Consider the following 16,686-nt stretch of genomic DNA (forward strand, 5'->3'; position numbering starts at 1 on the left):
CCCCACCCCCCCCCCCCCCCCCCCCTTTCCCCCCCCCCCCCCCCCACCCCTCCTCCCCCCCCCCCCCCCCGCGGTGGTACGGGCCGGTGCCGAGGGCCACGCCCACGGCACCGGCCCCGCCGTCACTTCGCGGTGCCGACTCCCGGGCCACGGAAGGTCAGCGTGTCGACGACGGCCCCCGTGTTCGTCGTCACGTAGAGCGTCCCGCTGCCCTTCGGCGCCGAGGCGAGCGGCACGACGATGTCCGTCAGCGTCCCCGTCGACGGCAGGGAGACCTTGGCGAACGACGGGCCCGTCGCGGAGCCCCAGCGGAGCCAGAGCTGGCCCTTGCCGGACGCGCGGACGACGACGTCGTCGATGCCGTCGAACGCGACCGGCCCCACCTCCAGGGAGCCCTTCTTGCCGAGGCTGACGGCCTTGCCGCCGTTCGCGGACGCGTCGTCCACGACCTCACCGCCGGTGACCGGGTGGAACTCGGCCTCCTGGACGAACGGGTTCAGCCGCACCGTGGCCTCGCCCGAGGCCGGGGGCTGCCCGTTGGCACCGCCGTCCGTGTAGGTCACGACGACCGCGCCGTAGAGGTTGGCTCCGGCGCCGTGCTCGGGCGAGTTCGCGTCGGTCTGCCACACGCCCTCGCAGCCCGTGCCCGAGAGCTCGGGGTGGGCGTGCTCGTCGTGCCCCAGGCCGTACGTCCACTTCACGCGGTCGCACACGGTCGCGTCGCCGTCCTCGGCGTCCTTCGTGGTGACCTTGAACGGGATGGCGTCGCCCCAGTTGAAGAACGCGCCGTTCGACGGGAACTCGACGGTGACCTCCGGGGCCTGGTTGCCGACCGAGATCACCTTCGAGGTCAGCGACCGCTTGCCGCTGGCGTCCGTGACGCGCAGGCGCGCCGTGTACTGGCCGAGCTCCGTGTAGGTGTACTTCGCCGTCACCCCGCTGAGGTCGAACGTGCCGTCGCCGTCGACGTCCCAGTCGTACGTGAGGGCGTCGCCGTCCGGGTCGGACGAGGCGCTCGCGTCGAACGTCACCTCCAGCGGGGCCGACGACGAGGAGTCGGGCGTCGTGGTGAACCGGGCCTGCGGCGCCTTGTTCCCGGCGGCGTAGTCGATCCGGTACAGCCCGGCGTCCGGGTTGGCGCGGAAGAATCCGTCGCCGTAGTCGAGCACGTACAGCGACCCGTCCGGCCCGAACTCCATGTCCATCGGGTTGTCGTTGATCGGCTGGCCGGCCGGCCCGATGATCGAGTTCGGCATGAAGTCCTCGATGTGCGTGACGCCGAGCGTCTCCGGGTCCACGGTGAACGCGGCCAGGTAGTCCTGGGAGAACTCGCCCATGAAGTGCTTGCCGTCCCAGTACTCGGGCAGCTTGCCGGGGGCGGTGCTGTCCGCGTCGTAGTGGTAGACCGGGCCGCCCATGGGCGCCTGACCGGAACCGCTGCCGAAGCTCACGAGCTCGTCCCACGGCTGGTCGCCGACGTTGTCGCCGTACCAGAGGGTCGCGGGCCGCGCCGGGGGCAGGTCGACCAGCCCGGTGTTCCAGCGGGAGTTGTTCTTCAGGTTCTCCGGGTCGAAGAACTCCCCGGGGGTGGCCGTGGCGAAGTCCCACTCGTTGTAGGCGAAGTTGTCGCCCGTCACGTAGGGCCAGCCGGAGTTGTGCGGGTCGTCGAGGGAGACGACGTTCCACTCCACGAGACCCATGGGCCCACGGTTGTTCGCCTCGGCGACGGCGCGCGAGGCGTCCGGGCCGTAGTCGCCCCACGAGAGCGTGTTCGACGCGGGGTCGACGTCGATGCGGAACGGGTTGCGCACGCCCATGACGAAGATCTCGGGGCGCGTCTTGTCGGTCCCGGGCGGGAACAGGTTGCCCTCGGGGATGGTGTACGAGCCGTCGGCCTCGACGTGGATGCGCAGGATCTTGCCGCGCAGGTCGTTGGTGTTCCCGGCGCCGCGACGCGAGTCGAAGCCCGGGTTCATTCCGGGGGCGTCGTTGTTCGGGGCGAAGCCGTTCGCGCCCGGAGTGCCCGCGGGCGTGTTGTCGCCCGTCGAGAGGTAGAGGTTGCCGTCGCCGTCGAAGTCGATGTCGGCGCCGACGTGGCAGCACTGCCCGCGCTGCGTGCCCACGTCGAGGATCTTCTGCTCGGTGGTGAGGTCGAGCTTGTCGCCCGTCCACTGGAACCGTGCCAGGCGGTTGACACCCTTCCACCGGTCCCAGTAGCTCTCGTCCTCGCCGGCGGGCAGCTTCTCCGGGGCGTTGCCCGTGGGGGTGTCCGACACGCCGTCGCCGTCCGCGTCCCGCGGGGCGTAGACGAGGTAGACCCAGCCGTTCGTCTCGAAGTCGGGGTCGATGGCGATGCCCTGGAGCCCGTCCTCCGAGTTGGCGTACACGTCGAGGGTGTTGATCACCTTCGTGACGCCGGTCGACGGGTCGGTGAGGCGGACGTCGCCGTTGCGGGCGGTGTGCAGCACCCGGCTGTCGGGGAGCACCGCCATGTCGATCGGCTCGCCGACGTCCTTGGTGAGCGTGATCTTCTCGTAGTTGGACCAGTCGAGCGCGGCGTCGCCGCCCGGCTCGGCCGCGTGGTCGACGCCGTCGTGCGCGACGGCGGGCGCCGTGGCGGCGCCGATGCCGGTGAGCGCCAGCAGGCCCGCGGTCAGCGCGGCGGTCGCGCGCCGGCTCGGGGCCCTGTTCGCGTGGATATGCTTCATCTGATGCCACTCCTGTGAGGTTCAGTCGCCTGCGAGAGGTCATCCGGACCGGGTCACCCCCGTCGCGCCAACGACGGATCAGGGTGGCCCGGTTCTGTGTCGTTCCTGGTCGGGGGCCTGTCCGGCGCCCTGGGTCTGCCCTCCTCGTCTCGTCGTCGAGCGGAGCCGCCGCACGTCGTCATGCGGGGGTGCGCGTCGCGTCGCGCCTGCTCGGCGCGGGCGACGGTGGAACCGTTGCGCAGGATGAGTCGTTGCCGACCACCTGGTCGTCATCCTACGAGACTTCCGTCGATAGTCAATCAAAAGTTGGGCGCTTGTCGACTGCGACGTGTCGCCGGTCGGCGTGAGGGGGTCGCGCCGCTCAGTCGCGGCGCGTGAACGTCAGCACGGGGCGGCCCGTGCGCGGGTGCGTGAGCACCTCGGTGCGCACCCCGTAGACGGGGTCGAGGACGTCGGGCACGAGGACGTCGCGCACGTCGCCGGCGGCGACCACGCGGCCGCCTGAGAGCAGGACCACGTGGTCGCAGTGCTGGGCGGCGAGCTGCAGGTCGTGCAGGGCGGCGAGCACGGTGACGCCGCGGTCGGCGAGGGCGCGCAGCACGCGCAGCGCGTCGAGCTGGGCCGCGATGTCGAGGTGGTTGGTGGGCTCGTCGAGCAGGATCAGCGCGGGCTCCTGCGCGAGCGCGCGGGCCATCTGCACCCGCTGGCGCTCGCCCCCGGACAGGGTCGTGACCTGGCGGTCCGCGAGCCCCGCGGCGCCGACCTCGTCGAGGGCGCGCAGGGCGGCGGCGCGGTCGGACGCGGAGTCGCCGGCCAGCAGGGAGCGGTGCGGGATGCGTCCGAGCAGGACGGCGTCGAGCACGGTCACGGGCAGGTCGGTGGAGGCCTCCTGCTCGACGAACGCGAGCGTGCGGGCACGGCGGCGCCGCGGCAGGGCGAGCAGGTCCGCCCCGGCGAACGTGACGCGGGGCGCGCCGACGGTGCCGTCGAGCCGTGCGTCCGACGGCGGCTGCACGCCCGCGACGACGCGCAGCAGCGTCGACTTGCCGGACCCGTTCGGACCGAGCAGGCCGCTCACCGCGCCCGGCGGCGCGGTGACGTCCACGCCGTCGAGGATCAGCCGCCCGCCCGTCGCCCACGAGACCCGGGAGGCATCGAGGCCCGCGGCAGGGGAGCCGGGCCCGGCGGCGCGGGCCGCCGCGGCGAGGTCGGCGCCGGCGCTCATGCGATCCTCCGCCCGCGCCACAGCAGCAGGGCGAACACCGGGGCGCCGATCGCGGCGGTGACGATGCCGACCGGCACCTCGCGCGGCGCGAAGACGGTGCGGGCCAGGGTGTCCGCCCAGACGAGGAACGACGCCCCGCACAGCGCGGACAGCGGCAGCAGCAGCCGGTGGCGCGCGCCCGTGAGGAGGCGCACGGCGTGCGGCAGGATGAGGCCGACGAAGCCGATCGACCCGGACTGCGAGACCAGAGCGCCCGTCAGCAGGGCGACGCCCACCAGCAGCAGCCAGCGCACCCGCGCCACCGGCACGCCGAGCGCGGCGGCGGCGGTGTCGCCGAAGGTGAACGCGTCGAGGACGGACCCCGTCGAGGCGAGCAGCGTGCCGAGCACCAGCACGGCCACGCCCGTGATCGCCACCGACGTCCACGTGGCCCCGGCCACCGAGCCCATCAGCCAGGACAGGATCTCGCGGTACGAGTCGCCGGTGGCCGACCAGAAGATGACGAAGCTCGTCGCGGCGGCGGCGAGCTGGCTCACCGCGAGCCCGGCCAGGACGGTGCGCGTCGGCGTGATCGTGCCGATCGCCCCGGCGAGCCCGAGGGCGGCGGCCAGCGCCGCGACCGCGCCGCCGAACGCCGCGACCGGAAGCAGCACGGTCAGCCCCGCCACGAGGACGAGGACCGCGCCGAGGGAGGCGCCGGACGACAGCCCCAGCAGGTACGGGTCGGCCAGCGGGTTGCGCGTGAGGGACTGCATGACGACGCCGCACACGGCGAGTCCGGAGCCCACGGCCGCCGCGGTGAGGACACGCGGCAGGCGCAGCTCCCAGACCATGCCGTCGGGCAGCGCGCCCAGCGGCTCCAGGCCGAGGGCGCCACCGAGGCCGAGGTGCGTGGCGATCGCGCGCCACACGTCCGCGACGGACAGGTCGGCCGGCCCGATCGTCACCGTCACGAGAACGGTCCCCACCAGCACGACGGCGGCCGCGGGCAGCCACCACACGGCGCCGCGGCGCGCGCCCGGGTGCCCGTTCTCGGGGGCCGGTGGCGCGGGGCGCGCGTCGGGCCGGGCCTGGACGGTCACAGGTCGAGGCCCGCCAGCTGGTCGGCGAGGTCCACGACGGCGTCCACGTTGCGCACCCCGGCCTCCGACTCCGGGAACGGCACCGTGAGGTAGCGGCCCTCGCGCACGGCCGTCAGCCGCGCCGTGGCGGGGTTGGACTCCAGCCGCTCGATCTTCTGCTCGGCGCTGTTCCAGGTCGCGTCGACGAGCACGATGACGTCCGGGTCGGCCTCGATGGCCTGCTCCCACGAGAACGACGTCCACGTGTCGTGCACGTCGCCCGCGACGTTCTCGAGGCCGACGGCGTCCATGATCATCTGCGGGGCTCCGATCCCGGCGCCGACGTAGGGGATGTCGTCGCCGGAGGAGTACCAGAGGGCGTCCAGGCCGCGGTCGTCGGGCGTCACGGACGCGAGGGTGTCCCGCTGGGCGGCGACGAGGTCGGCGGCGGCGTCCGGGACGTCGAAGATCTCGCCCACTTCGTCGATCTCCGCGAAGACGTCGTCGAACGTCAGCGGGTCGGGCATGGCCTCCGGGGACTTGCAGGCGGCGGGGGAGACGTAGGTCGCGACGCCCAGCTTCGCGAGGGTGTCGCGGTCGCCTGCGCCGTCGGCGGTGAGGTTGGACTCCCAGCCGGCGTACACGAGGTCGGGCTCCAGGCCGAGCACGGCCTCGGTGCCGGGCACCTGGTCGGACATCGGCGCAGCGACGGCGGGCGCGTCGGCGGCGGCGCCTGCGAGGGAGTCGGGCACCGGGCCGTCGAGGAACGCCGAACCGACGATGCGGTCGCCCAGGCCGAGCGCCAGCAGCATCTCGGTGGTGCTCGACTTGATCGTCACGACCCGCTGCGGCACGGCGTCGACGGTGGTCTGCGTGTCGCAGTTGTCGAGGGTGAGCGGGTAGGCGGTCCCCCCGGTGGACGCGCCGCTCGGGGCGGCCGAGGACGCGGCGTCGGCGGGATCCTGGGCGCAGCCCGCGAGGGCGACGAGGGACAGGGCGGTGAGCAGCACGGTGGGGACGACGGCGGGCACGGCGGGAAGGGGGCGGCGAGGCACGCGGGGGGCTCCAGGATCACGGGTCGGGGATGTCGTGGGGCGGTCAAGGTCCAGGACGGCGCGTCATCTCGCGCCGGTGGAACCGCGGCCCACGGCCCGGGTCGCGCCGACGGGCCAGAGTCGGGCCCGTGATCCGGCGTCGAGCCTAGTACGCCCGCGGCCGGTCGTGCTCTCGCCCACCGGACGTCGACGTAGTAGCCGATGTCGCATCTCGCGCCAGAAGCGACATCGGGGACTACGTCGACGTGCGGCCGGGGTCACGTCCGGCCTGCGTGCGGGGCGTTACGCTCCGGCGTCATGACCAGTCGCGTGCAGGACGCCATCTCGTGGCGGCGGCCGCGACGCCGGCGTCGCGGCGCACGGGAGAGCGCGGGCGCGGCGACAGGCCTCGTCCGCAGCGCCGTCGACCTCGCGCTGTCGATCGCGAACGGCTCCGCCCCGGCCGGCGAGGTCTCCGGGTTCGGGACGGACGAGCCGCGCGTGCCCCGCGACCCCGCGCAGCCTGTCGCAGAGCTCCCGTGCGTCGTCGTCGGCGGCACCGCGCCGTGGGCCGCCGCACCGGGGGAGGACCGACCGCGCCTGTGGGCGACGGCCCCGCGGTTCTGGGTCGAGCTGCCCGGGGCCGGCGGCGAGGTCGAGGTCGACCGCGCGACGCTCGCGCTGCGCTCGTTCGCCGTCGCGCCGGGGCAGGAGGGGCCCGTCACGCTCGACACCCGCTGCCAGGCGACCGTGGCGGGACCGGGGCTCGAGCTCGTGCTGGAGGGATCGTGGCTCGCCGTCGCGTGGCTCGGGCACCTCGCCCGCTGGCCGGACCCCGGCCCGCCGGCCGGACGGTGAAGTCCCGACGGTGAGTTCTGACGAACCTGCAATCTTTGCGCGGGCCCGGACGACGGGTGGGACGCTGAGGACATGAGCAGGACGTCGCGGCGGCAGCCCGCCGCCAGGCCCGCGGACCCCGGCGACCCGGCGGGCTGGGCGCTCGAGACCTGGGTCCCGCCCGAGCCGCGGCGGCGCGACGGGTGGTGGGCGGCGCTCGCGGGGGTGGTCGCGACGGCGGCCGGCCTGGCGGTGGCGGAGCTGGTCGCGGCGGTCGTCGACCCGTCGTCCAGCCCGGTCCTCGCCGTCGGCGGCGCGGTGGTCGACGGCGTGCCCGGCTGGCTCAAGGACCTCGCCGTCTCCTGGTTCGGCACCGCGGACAAAGCCGTGCTGCTCGCGACGATGGGCGTCGTGGCGCTCGCGGGCGCCGCGTTCGCCGGGTTCCTGCAGCGCCGGCGCCCGCCGTGGGGCGCCGTCCTGGTGGGCGCGGTGGGCGCGGCCGCCGCCGTCGTGGCCGCGGGCCGCCCGGGCGCGAGCGTCGTGTGGGCGCTGCCGAGCCTGGTCGGCGTCGTGGTGGCGGTCGTGGTGCTGAACGCGTTGCTCAGCCGCGTCGAGATCTGGTTCGCCGAGGACGAGCGGCCCGGCGCGGACTGGCGCGAGGCGATCGACCGGCGGCGGTTCCTGCAGTGGACCGGCGTGGCGGCCGCGGGGGCCGTCCTCGCGCTCGGGGCGTCGCGCGTCGTGTCCGCGGGGAGCCGCGTCGTGACGGCGGCGCGCGAGGCGGTCCGGCTGCCCCGCGCCGCGACGACCGCGCCTCCGCTCCCGGCCGGCGTGGACTTCGGCGGCCCCGGGGCCGTCCCGGGCCTGTCCCCGTACGTGACGCCGAACGCGGAGTTCTACCGGATCGACACCGCGCTGATCGTGCCGCAGGTGGACCCGGGGGACTGGTCCCTGACCGTGACGGGCCTGGTCGACGAGCCGTTCACGATCACCTGGGACGACCTGCTGGCCCTGCCGCTGGAGGAGCACGACGTCACGCTGACGTGCGTCTCCAACGAGGTGGGGGCCGGCCTCGTGGGGAACGCGCGCTGGCTCGGCTACCCGGTGCGCGAGCTGCTGGCGCGGGCGAAGCCGCAGGCGGGCGCGGACATGGTGCTCTCGCGCAGCACGGACGGCTTCACCGCCGGCACGCCGCTGGAGGTGCTGCAGGACGCCGGCCGGGCGAGCCTGCTCGCCGTCGGGATGAACGGCGAGCCCCTGCCGACCGAGCACGGCTTCCCCGCGCGGCTCGTGGTGCCCGGCCTGTACGGGTACGTGTCGGCCACCAAGTGGGTCACCGAGCTCAAGGTCACCACCTTCGCCGCCGACCAGGGCTACTGGACCCCGCGCGGCTGGTCCGCGCTGGGGCCGATCAAGCTGTCCTCGCGCATCGACGTCCCCCGACCGGGCGACGACCTGCCCGCCGGCGCGGTGACGGTCGCGGGGGTGGCGTGGGCGCAGCACACCGGCATCGCGCGCGTCGAGGTGCGGGTCGACGACGGCGCGTGGCAGGAGGCCGAGCTCGCGCCCGTCGTCGGCCCGGACACCTGGCGGCAGTGGCGCCTCGACTGGGCCGCGACGAAGGGCGACCACTCCGTGACGGTCCGCGCGACCGACGCCGACGGGAACGTGCAGGTCGAGGCGGAGGCGCCCCCCGCGCCCGACGGCGCGACGGGCTGGCAGACCATCCCGCTGACGATCACCTGACCCCGGGGTTCCCCGGAGGCTCAGGGGGTGAGCGCCGTGCGGTCCCAGCGGGCCAGGTCGGCGTCCACCTCGGCGCGGTGGAGGTCGCGGAACGTCTCTCCCGTGAGCTCGACGGACTCGATCCGGTCGTCGCGGAACCCGCGCACCCCGCCCCCCGGCCGTGCCCAGCCGACGAGGTACCAGCGGCCGTCGCCGTGCAGCAGCCGCAGGGGCTCCACCTCGCGGTCCTTGCCCCGGTACCGCAGGCGGAGCACCTGGCGACCCGCGACGGCGGCCGGCAGCCGGCCGAGCCGGCCGCGGTCCTCGGGCGCGCCCACGGCACCTTCTGCGCCCACCGTGTCGACGGGGACGATCCCGGCCGACACGGCCGCCCGCACGGGCTCGGGAGCCCCGGCCAGCACGCGGTCCCGCGCCCGGCGGGCCGCGCGGTCGAACGGTGAACCGGCGAGCAGCCCGAGCGCCACGGCGACGGCGAGCGCCTCGTCGGCGCGGAGGTGGAGCGGCGGCAGCGAGTAGTCCGCGAGGACGGAGTACCCGCCGGCACGTCCCTCGACCCCGTACACGGGCACGCCGGCGGCCCGCAGCGCGGCCAGGTCCCGCTCGATCGTCCGCGTCGAGACGCCCAGCTCCGCGGCCAGCCGCGCCGCCGTCACCGGCCGTGGCGCCCGCGCCCGCAGATGGTCGAGGACGGCGTGCAGCCGCTCGGTCCGTGTCACGGGTCCAGGCTGCCCGGGGCCGGTGACATCAGTCGGTCAGGTCGTGGTCAGCGGCGACGGGCCGCCGCGCGGTCACGGACCAGACCCGGCGCGCGCGCCCGTCGGCGGCGAGGTCCAGCAGGTCGATCCCGCCGACGTGCAGGCCGGCGGCGTCATCGTCGGCCGCCCACACGGCCGTGGCGTGCCCGGGACCCGACCGGGCGAGCACCGTGGCGTAGCAGAGCCCGCCCCGCCCGGCGCGGAAGGCGCCGACGAACGCCGCCAGGGCGTCGGGCCCGCGCCCGTCGTCGGCCGGTGCGAGAGCAGGGTCTCCGAAGCGGATCGTGAAGTCGTCGGTGGCGAGGGTCGGCGCGAGGCCGAGGTCGCCGTTCCAGAGGCGCGCCCAGCCGTCGAGCAGGTCGGTGACGGTCAGCGATGTCGTGGTGGTCATGACGCCACGGTCGCGGGGTACGGCGACAGCGGTGTGTCGGTGTTCCTCGGACCCGGGCGCCCGCCGTCACCGTCCTCGGCGGGTGGGCCGGGGGAGGTCGGCGCGCACTCCCCGGAGCGTCCACAGCCCGTAGGCGGCGAGCGCCGGCTTCAGCGCGAGCCACTCGCCCCAGCGGTGGTCGTCGGCGCGGGTCAGCCGACCGGCCAGGTCGGGCCGCTGCCGCCGCACGTAGACGCGCGCCTTGAGGGCGTGGGCGGGCTGGGACACGATCGTGATGCGGTCGGCGCCCTCGACCAGCGGGAGCACGCGGGCGACGTTCTCCCACGTCGTGCGGCTCTCCTCCTCGAGCACGAGGGGCCCGTCGTAGCCCAGGACGGCGACGGCGTGCGCGGCCAGCACGCTCGCCTCCGACCGGCCGCCGGTGGTGGCGCCGCCGCTGAGCACGAGGATCGACCGTGCGGCCGGGTCGATCGACCGGAGCCCGGCGCGGACCCGCCATCGGTTCACGGCGTTGGCCGCGGGGCCGGGGTTGCGGAAGCCCAGCACGACGACGGCCTGCGTCCCCTCGGACGGGCTCGCCTCGGCGACGAGCGCGCGCGACCAGCGCCGGTTGAGCCACTCGCCCGCCACGAGCGCGGCGACGCACGAGGCGACGGTCCCGGAGACGGCGAGGAACGGTCCGCGGCGCATGCAGGCGAGGCTATCCCGCGGCTCCCGCCCCCGGGACCAGGTCCGGGCCGCTGCACCAGGCGGTCAGAGCGGCGCGCCGAGCAGGGTCGCGACGAGGCCCAGGGCGGCGCAGACGCCGAGGGTGCGCAGCACGGACCAGCGTGCGACGAAGAGCAGGCCGGTCGCGGCGACGGCGATGGCGACGGCGACCGGTTGGACGGCGGTGAGGTCCGGGACCTCGAGGTGGAGCGGCCCGGCGGTCCAGGTGGTCGAGGTGGCGAAGAGGGTGTGGGTGGCGAAGTAGAGGGCGAGGTTGGCGATGACCCCGACCACGGCGGCGGTGATCGCGGCGAGGGCTGCGCCGAGGGCCTGGTTGCCGCGCAGCTTCTCGACGTAGGGCGCGCCGAGGAAGATGAACAGGAACGAGGGGACGAAGGTGACCCAGGTGGTCAGCAGGGCGCCGATCGTGGCGGCGACCCAGGGGTCGAGGTCGCCGGGGTTGCGGTAGGCGCCGAGGAAGGCGACGAACTGGACGACCATGATGAGGGGCCCCGGTGTGGTCTCGGCGAGGGCGAGGCCCTTGGTCATCTCGGTGGGGGTGACCCAGGCATAGGTCTCGACGGCGCGTTGGGCGACGTAGGCCAGGACGGCGTACGCGCCGCCGAAGGTGACCAGCGCGGTGCCGGAGAAGAACACGCCCTGCTGGGTCAGGCTGCTGCCCACGCCGGTGGCGAGGGCGACCACGACCACGGGGACGGACCAGGCGAGCAGCCCGACGACCAGCACGCGCAGTGCCCGCCGTCCCGAGGGTCGCTCGGCGTGCAGGGCGTCGTCGGGGATGAGCGGCGCGGGACCGTCGTCGGGGGTGGCGGGACGCCGCACCGTGATCAGGTCGGGTGCGTACCGGTGCACGAGCCAGCCCAGGATCCCTGCTCCGAGGATCACGAGCGGGAACGGCACCGCGAAGAGGGTCAGGGCGACGAACGCGGCGACGGCGAGCGCGATCAGTGCGGGGCTGGTCAGGGCCCGTCTCCCGACGCGGGTCACGGCCTGCACGACGATCGCGAGAACGGCGGGGGCCAGTCCGGCGAAGATGCCGGTCACGAGCGGGGTGTCGCCGAACGCGACGTAGATCGCGGACAGCGCGAGCAGGCACAGCATGCCGGGCAGGACGAAGAAGATCCCGGCGACGAAGCCGCCGCGCAGCCCGTTGAGGAGCCACCCGGTGTAGACGGCGAGCTGCTGGGCCTCGGGCCCGGGCAGGAGCATGCAGTAGTTCAGGGCGTGCAGGAAGCGGCCCTGGCCGATCCAGCGCTTGTCGTCGACGAGGGTGCGCTGCATGACGGCGATCTGCCCGGCCGGGCCACCGAACGTCTGCCAGGAGATCGCGAACCAGGTCCGCACCGCGGTACGGAACGGGACGAGATCGCGCTGCGCGGCGACCGACCCCGAGGGGTCGGGCCTGCCCGTGGGGTGCTCGTGCACGGCGATCCTCGGTGGTCGCGCTCAGGCCGGTTCGTGGCCGAGCAGGTAGGAGCGGCGGAAGTACTCGTACAGCGCGTCGAAGAGGGGTCCGGCGACGGCGAGGGTCGCCTCGTCGTCGCCGGTCATCGACAGCCCGCGCAGGATCGCGTCGAGGCCGGGCGCCTCGGGGGCGTCGAAGCGGTCGTCGTCGAGGTCGGCCTCGTGCACGATCTGCCCGATCCGTGCCAGGACCGGGTCGGTCAGCTCGTACCGCTCGAGGAAGGTCTCGAAGCTGCAGCGCGCCCCGTGATGCCCCAGCTCGACGCCGCGCATGTCGAACGCGGTGGCGTCGGCCGGGACGTCGGCGGCGTCGCTGACGAACACGAACTCGGCGTGCTCGTCGATGAAGCGTCGGATCAGCCACGCGCACGCCGCGCGGTCGATGTGCACCCCGGCGCGGGTCGCCCACCTCATCGCGTCCTCCCGGCAGGCGCGTCCTCGTGGCGGGCGACCAGGTTCTCCAGGTCGCGCAGCGCAGCACTGGCGGCGTCGCGCTCGGCCGCGGGGAAGAAGTCGCGGCGCGTCACCTGCCGGCTCGTGCGCCGTAGCCGGGCCAGGGTGCTGCGCTGCTCGCTCGGCGTCGACGCGAGGGCCGTGCGGGCGGACTCGGCGAGCGCCGTCCACTCGGTGGCGCGGTCCGCGGCCATCGCCGCGGCAAGGTCGCGCTCATGTGCGGCGGTCGACGGGCGGGCCAGCCACACGCTCGACGTGCCGCCGCGCTCCGCGACCTCCTCGGCCACCCACTCCAGCTGCTCCCGCGTGCGGGCGTCCGCGGGCAGCGCCACCAGGCCGTCGGAGACCTGGGCCACCCCCAGTCGCTTCAGCCTGCGCCACAGGGCCACCCGCGGCGCCGACGGCTCGCGGGGCAGCCGGTAGCTCAGCAGCACCCATTCCCCACCCACGGCAGGAATGTAACCGTGGTTACACGACCGCCACCACCCTGCGCCCGAACCGGCTTGCGCGCCTGGCTACCATGGACGCACAGGCGTCGACCCGGCCATCACCGGCGAGCCTCCGGAAGAACCGAGCGCACACGCACTCTCAGTAGAACCGGACGGGTAGGCCCGTGACAGCCGTGAACGAGCGGCGGGCGCCGGCACCAGCGGCGCCCGCAAGCGGGGTGGTACCGCGGTGTCCGCGCCTTCGGGCGGGGGCGTCGTCCTCGCACGGCAGCACCAGGTCGTCGACCAGGCGACCCGTACCACCGCCCGCCCGTTCCCAGGAGCCCACCCATGGCCTACCCGCAGCACCGCTCGTCCGAGAAGTCCGACCAGCCAGGCGCGGCGTTCGGCATCGCCGGCGTCCCCGCCTCCCCGGACCTGCCGGCGCTGGAGCGCGAGGTCCTCGACTTCTGGGCCGCCGACGACACGTTCCGCGCGTCCGTGGCGAAGAACCCGGCGGGGGAGAACGGCAGCAACGAGTTCGTCTTCTACGACGGTCCCCCGTTCGCCAACGGCCTGCCGCACTACGGCCACCTGCTCACCGGCTACGCGAAGGACGTCGTCCCGCGCTACCAGACCATGCGCGGCAAGCACGTGGAGCGCCGGTTCGGCTGGGACACGCACGGCCTGCCCGCCGAGCTCGAGGCGATGAGCCAGCTCGGCATCAAGACCAAGGACGAGATCCTCGAGCTGGGCATCGAGAAGTTCAACGCGGCCTGCCGCTCGTCGGTGCTGAAGTACACGACCGAGTGGCGCGACTACGTCACCCGCCAGGCGCGCTGGGTCGACTTCGACCACGACTACAAGACGCTCAACGTCACCTACATGGAGTCGGTGCTGTGGGGCTTCAAGAAGCTCTACGACGCCGGCCTCGTGTACGAGGACTTCCGCGTGCTGCCGTACTGCTGGAACGACCAGACGCCGCTCTCGAACCACGAGCTGCGCATGGACGACGACGTCTACCAGACGCGCCAGGACCCGGCCGTGACCGTCGGCTTCGACGTCGCGACCGTGCCCGCCGGCCAGGACGTCGTGCGCCCGGGCGACAAGCTCCTCATCTGGACGACGACGCCGTGGACGCTCCCGTCCAACCTGCTCGTCATGGTCGGCACCGAGATCGAGTACGTCGTCGTCGAGTCCTCGTTCACGGGGACCCCGCAGCGCTACGTCCTCGCCGAGGCGCGCGTGGACGCGTACGCCCGCGAGCTGACCGACGAGGGCGAGGACGCCCCGCGCGTCGTCGGGCGCCTCACCGGCCGCGAGCTGCTGCAGACCTCCTACGTGCCGCCGTTCTCCTACTACGAGGGGCGCGAGCGCGCGCACCGCGTGGTCGAGGCGGACTTCGTCACGACGACGGACGGCACCGGCCTGGTGCACAGCGCCGGCGCGTTCGGCGAGGACGACAAGGTCGTCTGCGACCGCGAGGGCGTCGCCTCCGTCATGCCCGTGCGGGCGGACGGCACGTTCACTCACCCGGTCGACGAGTACGCCGGGCTGCAGGTCTTCGACGCGAACCTGCCGATCATCGACCACCTCAAGGCGCGCACGCGCGGCGAGGCGGACGCCGGCTCGGTGACCGCCGGCACGGTGCTGCTGCGCCGCGAGTCGTACGCCCACTCCTACCCGCACTGCTGGCGCTGCCGGCAGCCGCTGATGTACATGGGCGTCTCCTCGTGGTTCGTCGAGGTGACGAAGTTCAAGGACCGCATGGTCGAGCTCAACCAGGAGATCTCCTGGACGCCGGAGCACATCAAGGACGGCCAGTTCGGCAAGTGGCTCGCGAACGCCCGCGACTGGTCGCTGAGCCGCAACCGGTTCTGGGGCTCCCCGGTGCCGGTGTGGAAGAGCGACGACCCGGCGCACCCGCGCATCGACGTGTACGGGTCGCTGGAGGAGATCGAGCGCGACTTCGGCCGCCTGCCGCTCGGCCCCGACGGCGAGCCGGACCTGCACCGCCCGTTCGTCGACGAGCTCACCCGCCCCAACCCCGACGACCCGACCGGGAAGTCCACGATGCGCCGCGTCGAGGACGTCATGGACGTGTGGATGGACTCCGGCTCCATGCCGTACGCCCAGGTGCACTACCCGTTCGAGAACGCGGACTGGTTCGAGCACCACTACCCGGGCGACTTCATCGTCGAGTACATCGGTCAGACCCGCGGCTGGTTCTACCTGCTGCACGTCCTCGCCACGGCGCTCTTCGACCGCCCCGCCTTCCGCACCGCCGTCTCCCACGGCATCGTGCTGGGCTCCGACGGCCGCAAGATGAGCAAGTCGCTGCGCAACTACCCGGACGTCTCCGAGGTGTTCGACCGCGACGGCTCCGACGCGATGCGCTGGTTCCTCATGGCCAGCCCGATCCTGCGCGGCGGCAACCTCGTCGTGACGGAGGAGGGCATCCGCGACTCCGTGCGCCAGGTGCTGCTGCCGCTGTGGAGCACCTACTACTTCTTCACCCTGTACGCGAACAGCGCGACCGGATCGGAGGGGGACGGTGCCGGCTACACGGCGAAGCCCGTGACGGCCGACCGCGTCGCGGGGCTGCCGGCCCTCGACCGGTACCTGCTGGCGCGCACGCACGACCTCGTCGCCATGGTCACGGCGCAGCTCGACGCCTACGACATCTCCGGGGCCTGCGAGTCGGTGCGCGAGCACCTCGACGTCCTCACCAACTGGTACGTGCGCACCCAGCGGGACCGGTTCTGGGCCGAGGACGCCGACGCGTTCGACACGCTGTACACCGCCCTCGAGACGCTGACCCGCGTCATGGCGCCGCTGGCGCCGCTGCTCACCGAGGAGGTCTGGCGCGGCCTCACCGGCGGTCGGTCCGTGCACCTCACGGACTGGCCCTCGGCCGACGGCGTCGTGGACGCAGCCCTCGTGCGCGATGACGAGCTCGTCGCCGCGATGGACGAGGTGCGTGCCGTGGTGTCCAGCGCCCTCGCGCTGCGCAAGGCGCACCAGCTGCGCGTGCGCCAGCCGCTGGCGCGCCTCACCGTCGCCGTGCCCGACCCGGCGGCGCTCGCCGACTACGCGGGGCTGCTGGCCACGGAGCTCAACGTCAAGGCGGTGGACCTCGTCGAGGCCGACGGCGCGGCGTCCGAGCGGTTCGGCATCACCGAGCGCCTCGCGGTCAACGCCCGCGCGGCGGGTCCGCGCCTGGGCCGCGGCGTCCAGGCCGTCATCAGGGCCGCGAAGTCCGGCGCGTGGCGGCGGGACGACGACGGCACCGTCGTCGTGACCACGGACGCGGGCGACGAGCCGCTGCTCGAGCCCGAGTACGAGCTGACGACGGTCGTGGCGGAGGGCGCCGGCGGCGAGGTCGCGGCGAGCGTGCTGCCCGGGGGCGGGTTCGTCGTCCTCGACCTTGCGCTCGACGACGCGCTGCGCGCCGAGGGCTACGCCCGCGACGTCATCCGCGACGTCCAGGACGCCCGCAAGGCCGCCGGCCTCGAGGTCGGCGACCGCATCGTGCTGGAGCTCGACGTCCCGGCCGAGCACGTCGCGGCCGTGGAGGCCCATCGGGACCTCATCGCCCGCGAGACGCTTGCCCTCGACCTCGCCGTGGCGGCAGGCGACGGCGAGCGCGCGGTGCGCGTGAGCAAGCAGGAGTCGCCGGCCGGCTGAGTGGCCCGCCCGGCCGTCAGGACCCTTCCTGGGGGGGGGGGGGGGGAGGGCCGGGGGGGGGGGGGGTTTTTTTGGGGGGGGGGTGTGGGGGGGGGCGGGCTCTCCCCCCCCCCCTCGACCGCTGTCCCGGAGGTTTCCCATGAGCTCGCTGCCTGAGCCGATCCACGC

Annotated in this window: 13 protein-coding genes; 3 read left to right on the forward strand and 10 right to left on the reverse strand. The window is 74.3% G+C overall.

Translation table 11 applies throughout. The annotated features are described in order from the left end of the window. Positions 1–122: 122 nt before the first annotated feature. The 4 genes from ACWF41_RS09090 to ACWF41_RS09105 form a co-directional block, all read right to left on the reverse strand. Complete coding sequence (locus ACWF41_RS09090; RefSeq protein WP_380323204.1) at positions 123–2,708, reverse strand: PQQ-dependent sugar dehydrogenase; 2,586 nt, start codon at positions 2,706–2,708, stop codon at positions 123–125. A 361-nt stretch (positions 2,709–3,069) separates the two neighbouring features. Further along, the gene (locus ACWF41_RS09095; RefSeq protein WP_380323201.1) at positions 3,070–3,933 is read right to left on the reverse strand and encodes an ATP-binding cassette domain-containing protein; all 864 of its coding nucleotides are present in this window, start codon (positions 3,931–3,933) and stop codon (positions 3,070–3,072) included. After that, positions 3,930–5,015: a putative F420-0 ABC transporter permease subunit gene (locus tag ACWF41_RS09100; protein ID WP_380323198.1), complete on the reverse strand. Its 1,086-nt coding sequence runs from the start codon at positions 5,013–5,015 to the stop codon at positions 3,930–3,932. The genes ACWF41_RS09095 and ACWF41_RS09100 overlap by 4 nt, the downstream gene beginning before the upstream one ends. After that, the gene (locus ACWF41_RS09105; RefSeq protein WP_380323195.1) at positions 5,012–6,049 is read right to left on the reverse strand and encodes a putative F420-0 ABC transporter substrate-binding protein; all 1,038 of its coding nucleotides are present in this window, start codon (positions 6,047–6,049) and stop codon (positions 5,012–5,014) included. The genes ACWF41_RS09100 and ACWF41_RS09105 overlap by 4 nt, the downstream gene beginning before the upstream one ends. Positions 6,050–6,346: 297 nt before the next feature. Between ACWF41_RS09105 and ACWF41_RS09110 the strand changes: the two genes are divergently transcribed. Next, the gene (locus ACWF41_RS09110) at positions 6,347–6,886 is read left to right on the forward strand and encodes a hypothetical protein (protein ID WP_380323192.1); all 540 of its coding nucleotides are present in this window, start codon (positions 6,347–6,349) and stop codon (positions 6,884–6,886) included. Positions 6,887–6,958: 72 nt separating this feature from the next. Next, positions 6,959–8,611, forward strand: a complete 1,653-nt coding sequence (locus tag ACWF41_RS09115; RefSeq protein ID WP_380323189.1) for a molybdopterin-dependent oxidoreductase — start codon at positions 6,959–6,961, stop codon at positions 8,609–8,611. A gap of 20 nt (positions 8,612–8,631) precedes the next feature. On the opposite strand, the gene ACWF41_RS09120 is transcribed toward ACWF41_RS09115, so the two are convergent. From ACWF41_RS09120 to ACWF41_RS09145, 6 genes are all read right to left on the reverse strand, one after another. Next, positions 8,632–9,327, reverse strand: a complete 696-nt coding sequence (locus ACWF41_RS09120; RefSeq protein WP_380323186.1) for a helix-turn-helix transcriptional regulator — start codon at positions 9,325–9,327, stop codon at positions 8,632–8,634. A 28-nt stretch (positions 9,328–9,355) separates the two neighbouring features. Further along, positions 9,356–9,757 (reverse strand): hypothetical protein, encoded by a 402-nt coding sequence (locus ACWF41_RS09125; protein ID WP_380323183.1) that lies wholly within the window; start codon positions 9,755–9,757, stop codon positions 9,356–9,358. A 66-nt stretch (positions 9,758–9,823) separates the two neighbouring features. Next, positions 9,824–10,447: a YdcF family protein gene (locus tag ACWF41_RS09130; protein WP_380323180.1), complete on the reverse strand. Its 624-nt coding sequence runs from the start codon at positions 10,445–10,447 to the stop codon at positions 9,824–9,826. Between the two features lie 63 nt (positions 10,448–10,510). Continuing rightward, positions 10,511–11,911, reverse strand: coding sequence for a chromate efflux transporter (chrA, locus tag ACWF41_RS09135; RefSeq protein ID WP_380323177.1), 1,401 nt, complete (start codon positions 11,909–11,911; stop codon positions 10,511–10,513). Positions 11,912–11,932: 21 nt separating this feature from the next. After that, positions 11,933–12,364 (reverse strand): chromate resistance protein ChrB domain-containing protein, encoded by a 432-nt coding sequence (locus tag ACWF41_RS09140; protein WP_380323174.1) that lies wholly within the window; start codon positions 12,362–12,364, stop codon positions 11,933–11,935. Continuing rightward, on the reverse strand, positions 12,361–12,852 hold the full coding sequence (locus tag ACWF41_RS09145) for a Chromate resistance protein ChrB (RefSeq protein ID WP_380323172.1): 492 nt from the start codon (positions 12,850–12,852) through the stop codon (positions 12,361–12,363). Before ACWF41_RS09145 ends, ACWF41_RS09140 begins: the two co-directional genes overlap by 4 nt. 330 nt (positions 12,853–13,182) lie before the next feature. Here ACWF41_RS09145 and ileS point away from each other — a divergent pair, with 330 nt between their 5' ends. Continuing rightward, entirely contained in the window at positions 13,183–16,518 is a 3,336-nt protein-coding gene (ileS, locus tag ACWF41_RS09150; RefSeq protein WP_380323170.1) for an isoleucine--tRNA ligase, read from the forward strand. Positions 16,519–16,686: the final 168 nt, after the last annotated feature.

The sequence above is a fragment of the Isoptericola sp. NPDC055063 genome (assembly GCF_053608125.1).